The 5698-nt window shown below is 40.4% G+C and carries 6 protein-coding genes; 3 read left to right on the forward strand and 3 right to left on the reverse strand.

Annotation, left to right across the window (positions count from 1 at the left end; genetic code table 11):
• The 3 genes from ABI367_RS08925 to ABI367_RS08935 form a co-directional block, all read right to left on the reverse strand.
• A partial coding sequence (locus tag ABI367_RS08925) for a DEAD/DEAH box helicase (protein WP_462229514.1) occupies positions 1-1714 on the reverse strand: 1714 nt, incomplete at its 3' end.
• A gap of 100 nt (positions 1715-1814) precedes the next feature.
• Positions 1815-2342 carry a signal peptidase II gene (gene lspA / locus ABI367_RS08930; RefSeq protein ID WP_462229516.1) on the reverse strand — a complete coding sequence of 176 codons (528 nt, stop codon included), beginning with the start codon at positions 2340-2342 and terminating at the stop codon, positions 1815-1817.
• 38 nt (positions 2343-2380) lie between these two features.
• The gene (locus tag ABI367_RS08935) at positions 2381-2848 is read right to left on the reverse strand and encodes a DUF4293 domain-containing protein (RefSeq protein WP_462229518.1); all 468 of its coding nucleotides are present in this window, start codon (positions 2846-2848) and stop codon (positions 2381-2383) included.
• 124 nt (positions 2849-2972) lie between these two features.
• Between ABI367_RS08935 and ABI367_RS08940 the strand changes: the two genes are divergently transcribed.
• From ABI367_RS08940 to ABI367_RS08950, 3 genes are all read left to right on the forward strand, one after another.
• Entirely contained in the window at positions 2973-3488 is a 516-nt protein-coding gene (locus ABI367_RS08940; RefSeq protein WP_462229520.1) for a DUF892 family protein, read from the forward strand.
• Between the two features lie 73 nt (positions 3489-3561).
• Positions 3562-4317 (forward strand): tRNA pseudouridine(38-40) synthase TruA, encoded by a 756-nt coding sequence (truA, locus tag ABI367_RS08945; RefSeq protein ID WP_462229522.1) that lies wholly within the window; start codon positions 3562-3564, stop codon positions 4315-4317.
• Positions 4318-4405: 88 nt separating this feature from the next.
• A partial coding sequence (locus ABI367_RS08950; protein WP_462229524.1) for an ABC transporter ATP-binding protein occupies positions 4406-5698 on the forward strand: 1293 nt, incomplete at its 3' end.

The following is a 5698-nucleotide window of genomic DNA, read 5'->3' on the forward strand; positions in this document are numbered from 1 at the left end:
GATTGTAGCTGCCTTCACGACGCTCTCCACCGCCACTACGGCTGCTGCTGGTACCTTCGCCTGCTACTTCTATTCTAACTTCGCGGCCCTTAAATTGAATATCTTTAAAGTTTGCGGTTACTTTCTCAACGTCAGCATGCGGAACTTCAAAAAATGAGTACACGCCTTTAACATCTATTTTACCAACGCTGCGTCCGCTTATTTTGCTATTGTTGCAAATGTAACCCAGCAAGTCGCCACGGTTAAATTCGTCAACAGAACCTAAGTTGATGAACAAACGGGTGTATTCTGATTTGCCACCGCTATCGCGATCGCCACGTTCGCCACGGCTTGGACGCTCACCACGTTCGCCGCGATCACGGTCACGATCAAAACGACCTTCTTCAACAGGCGCATTCAAATCAGGCGCGTTTTTATAATAATCTAAAAAGCGGTTAAACTCAATAGATGCAAACCGTTTAATAAAATCTTCCTTGGTCAGGTCCTTAAACTCGTCCATTATACGCGGCAGGTATTGTTCAATTTGCTGCTCGTTAACCTCTACATCATGTATTTTATGTACAATAGAGAATAGTTGTTTTTCGCAAACATCAAACCCGGTTGGTATTTCTACTTTATTAAATTTTTTGCCCAGAACGCGTTCTATCTGGCGTATTTTGCCTAATTCTTTCGAATTAATAATAGCTATTGATACACCTGTTTTACCGGCACGCGCGGTACGCCCGCTGCGGTGGGTATAGTTTTCAACCTCGTCAGGTAACGAATAATTAATAACGTGCGTAACGTCATTAACGTCAATACCACGCGCGGCAACGTCAGTAGCTATTAATAGCTGCAGGCTGCGGTCGCGGTAGCGTTTCATTACTTTATCGCGCTGTTGCTGCGAAAGGTCACCGTGTAAAGAGTCGGCATTGTAACCGTCTTTCATCAGGGCCTCAGCAATATCCTGTGTTTCAATTTTGGTACGGCAAAATACTATACCAAAAATATCAGGGTTAAAATCAACAATGCGTTTAAATGCGGCATATTTATCACGGGCACGTACTACATAGTATTCGTGCTCAATGTTAACGTTACCGGTATTTTTTTCGCCCATGGTAAGCTCAAACGGCTCATGCATGTACTTTTTAGCTATGCGCCTAACTTCGGTTGGCATAGTGGCCGAGAATAGCCAGGTTTTTTTCTCTTGGGGGGTGGTAGATAAGATACTATCAATGTCTTCCTGAAAGCCCATATTGAGCATTTCGTCAGCCTCATCCAATACTACAAATTTAACACCTGAAAAATTTATAGCGCCACGATTAATAATATCCAGCATACGGCCCGGGGTGGCAACAACAATTTGCACACCGCGCCTAATCTGGCGCAATTGGTCTGAGATACTGGCTCCACCATAAACGGCAACAACGTGTACGTTGTCCATTTTTTTGGAGTAATTTTTAATGTCGTTTGCGATCTGTAAACAAAGTTCGCGGGTTGGGCACAAAATAAGTGCTTGTGGAGAATTTTCTTCGAAATTCAGTAGTTCCAGCAATGGCAAGCCAAAAGCAGCAGTTTTTCCGGTCCCGGTTTGGGCTAATCCGACAAAATCGTTGCTGCCTGTAAGCAATACCGGAATAGACTGTTCCTGGATTGGAGTTGGTTTTTCAAAACCTAACTCAGAGATGGCATTAACAATATCATGACGGATTCCCAGTTCAATAAATGGGTTCATGATTTAAAATAACGGACCTGGCTACATCGCCAAATCGGGCGCAAAGGTACGTTTAATTTATTGCTTTTCAAATAGCGTGCAATACTTAAGCTGGATTTTGTTAAAACTCGACATTGGTATGCTCTTCCGCGGGTTTTAAAGTTTCACGATTTTTATAATAAGCTATACACAATCCTATCACACCAAACGTAACACCCATATCAGCAACGTTGAATATTCCTGTGCGTAAATTATATATGCCTACATTCATAAAATCAGTTACATGGCGGTCAAATAATATACGGTCCATAATATTACCCAGACCACCCGCTATTATTAAGGAGTAAGAAAATACTTGTAAAGGATTCATTTTTTTTAAATGAGTGATGACGTAAATAAACAAAGCCACCAATATGCCTAACGGCACTATACTTAGCAGCCAAAAGCTCAAGGCTTTAGGCAGGTTATCGCCCAGGTTTAATGCCGCGCCGGTATTTTCAACATATTGTAACCGGAAGGTATCGTGAAGATAGGATATGGATTCGCCGTATATTAAATGATCTTTTGCTATAACCTTGGTTACCCTGTCGCATCCAATAAACAGGATACAGTTAAGGCAAAATAATAATACTTTGATCCGGTTATTCATGAAATTTTAACGCGCACGCTATTAAAAATATTGCCAAGTTACCTTAACCTATCGGCTGATTTTACCAGCTTATCATCCCGCTGTATGGCTTTTTGTGCCAACACTACTAATAATATACTTGCAGAAAGTAGTATTACACCAATGCCATAATTATTAAACTGTATATCGGTGCCGTATATAGCGTCTTTAGCCGTTTGCGATGCCCAATAGCTATCGCCTATAATTACCAGCATGGCGCTGTAACATAGCGTAATTTGCAGTTTGCGGTTTTTATATAAAAAAATGATAATAAACGGCAGCAAAGCTACCAGAGCGGTAACAACAGCCAGGGCGGTAAAAGTTTCGGTGTGGATAGTTTGCCCGTTAACCTGTTGGTCAACACCGGTAACTTTAATGGTTTCGGTAACACCGTTTAGCTGGATATTATGTAATAAAGGGAATATAAAAAGTGCTGCTAAAGCCAATGAGGCCAGCAGCAGGTATATGCTTTGTATGCGCTGTAACATGTTTTAGTATTAAGTGAGGCAAATATAATTGTTTTAGCAATTGCAGCTTTGATTTATTAATAAAGCAATTATTACAAAAAAGTAATTTAATATTGTAGCTTTAAAAGGTTAAACACATAATACGATGGATACTCCTGATAATCAACAAACCCCTAAGGACGTTGTTATTAGCGACCAGCATCTTAAAAAGATGTTTCTGGAGCACTTAAATGGCATTTATTTTGGTAAAAAGCACCTGCTCGATTTTTTTGCCGAGGTCATGAACTTAGCTTCTTTAAAACATTTAAAGCTGGCTATTAACGAATGTATTGACGATACCGTTAAGCAAATTGAGCATATGGATGAAATATATACCGAAATTGGGAAAACGCCATCCAAAACAAGTGTGCTGGGTGTAAAAGCTATGACGCTTGAAGCCTATCTTTCGGTAATTAAAACCGGCAAAACCCCGGTAGAACGTGACGTATTTATATTGTTTTACCTGCAGATAATTGAGGGTATAGAAATAACCTACTTTAAAGTATTAAAAAACCTGGCCCAGGCCATAGGTTATAAATTTGCCTACCTTAACGAGCCATTTGACCTTGCCGTTGATAATAAGGTAATGTTTGAGACTATTTATAAAGAGTATATTAGTTAATTGGCGAATCGTGATCAGTGATTAGGACCTTACTGATCACGAATCTCTAATCACCAATCACTATCTTTGCTGCGTGAGCAGCAAAGAGCGCTTTTTTATTGAATTATCTTACGATGGCACCAACTATCATGGCTGGCAAATGCAGCCTAATGCGATTGGTGTGCAGGAGGTTTTAAATAAAGCACTCGCTACCATTTTACGTCAACCTATTGAAACTACAGGTTGCGGGCGTACAGATACCGGGGTACATGCTACAGAGTTTTTCGCGCATTTTGATGTGGTTGATAGTTCATGGTTCATGGATCATGGTACTTCGCTTAGAAGTATCAATTCTATTTTGCCACATGATATCGCCGTGAAAAGAATTATTAAAGTAGATGCTGATGCGCATGCCCGGTTCGATGCTACGCTGCGGTCATATAAGTACTATATTCACTTTAATAAAGATCCTTTTAAAAATGGCTACTCATGGTTGCTACGCGAAAAGCCTGATGTGGATTTGATGAACCAGGCAGCAATGCTGTTAATGGATTATACCGATTTTAGCTGTTTCAGTAAATCAAACACACAAACCAAAACTAATAACTGTAAAATATCCCGTGCCGAATGGGTGGACATGGGCGACAGCATAGTTTTTAATATAACTGCCGACAGGTTTTTGCGCAACATGGTGCGCGCCATAGTAGGGACGCTATTAATGGTAGGCAATAAAGAAATACTGCCGGAAGCTATTCATGATATCATCAACAGCAAAAATCGTGGCAATGCCGGCACATCGGTACCGGCGTGTGGATTATATTTAACGGAGGTTAAGTATCCCTATCTGTAATTTCGGATTTCGGATGTTCGATTTCGGATTTATTAATTATTAAATTTGACGAGTTCGTTCGTTAATTCACTCAATCACTAATTAAAAAATGGCAGGAGGCGTTACCGGTAAAGCATTTGATTGGAAACTGTTAAAACGGGTAATGCATTATGTTAAGCCATATAATGCAACTTTTGTGGTATCGGTATTTTTAACCATTTTTTTGGCGGGGAGCGCTTTATTGCAACCCATGCTGATACAAAAAACGCTCGACAAGTATATACTGCCCAATAACTACAATGGTTTGTTGTTTATGGTGGAACTGATGATAACGCAGCTCTTTATTCAAACTATAGCTCAGTATTATCAAACCCATTTAACCAACACGCTGGGCCAATCCGTAATACGCGATCTGCGTATTGATATTTTTAACCACATAACCAGTTTGCGGTTAAAATACTTTGACCGCACGCCTATTGGCGTGCTCATTACACGTACAGTATCTGACCTGGAAACAATCGCTGATATTTTTTCGGAAGGGCTGATATCCATCATGGGCGATCTGCTGCTGGTTGTTGCTATTGTGGCCTACATGCTGGTCGAAGACTGGAAACTGGCGTTGATAACCTTAATACCTATGCCTTTTTTAATCGCGTCTACCTATGTGTTTAAGGAGGCTATAAATTCATCTTTTCAGGAAGTTCGCACACAGGTGGGGCATTTAAATACATTTTTGGCCGAGCATATATCAGGTATTAGCATTATCCAATATTTTGCCCGCGAGGACCAGAAAATGCGCAAGTTTAAAGAGGTTAATTTAAAATACCGCGATGCCAACATACGGTCAAACTGGTATTACTCTATATTTTTCCCGGTTGTCGAAATATTATTTGCTGTAAGTATAGGTCTGTTGGTATGGTATGGCTGCAAGCGTATATTAAGTGACGAGCAATTGTACGCGCTATCAACAGGTAAAAGTGTAACGCCGGGTTTAATTGTAGAATTTATTATGTTGCTTAACCTGTTGTTCAGGCCCATACGGCAGCTGGCGGATAAATTTAATACCCTGCAAATGGGTATGGTTGGTGCCGACCGCATATTTAAGGTTTTAGACACCGATGAAGTAGCTATAAACAACGGAAAGTTAAAACCCGAAAGGATTGAAGGCGATATTGATTTTAAAAACGTTTGGTTTGCTTATAATGACGAGAATTGGGTGCTTAAAGATATTAGCTTCCACGTAAAACCGGGAGAAACGTTGGCGCTTGTTGGCGCCACGGGCGCAGGCAAATCATCAACCATAAATATATTGAACCGCTTTTATGAGATTGGCAAAGGCAGTGTTACTGTTGACGGACATGATATAAGGGATTACGATGTAGATTACCTGCGAGGCCAAATA

This window comes from Mucilaginibacter sp. (assembly GCF_039935595.1).
Taxonomy (GTDB): domain Bacteria; phylum Bacteroidota; class Bacteroidia; order Sphingobacteriales; family Sphingobacteriaceae; genus Mucilaginibacter.

Excerpts from the sequence above, each read along its gene's own strand:
- ABI367_RS08935 (WP_462229518.1), bottom strand. The coding sequence starts at position 2,848 with ATGTTACAGCGCATACAAAGCATATACCTGCTGCTGGCCTCATTGGCT.
- ABI367_RS08940 (WP_462229520.1), top strand. The coding sequence starts at position 2,973 with ATGGATACTCCTGATAATCAACAAACCCCTAAGGACGTTGTTATTAGC.
- lspA (WP_462229516.1), bottom strand. The coding sequence starts at position 2,342 with ATGAATAACCGGATCAAAGTATTATTATTTTGCCTTAACTGTATCCTG.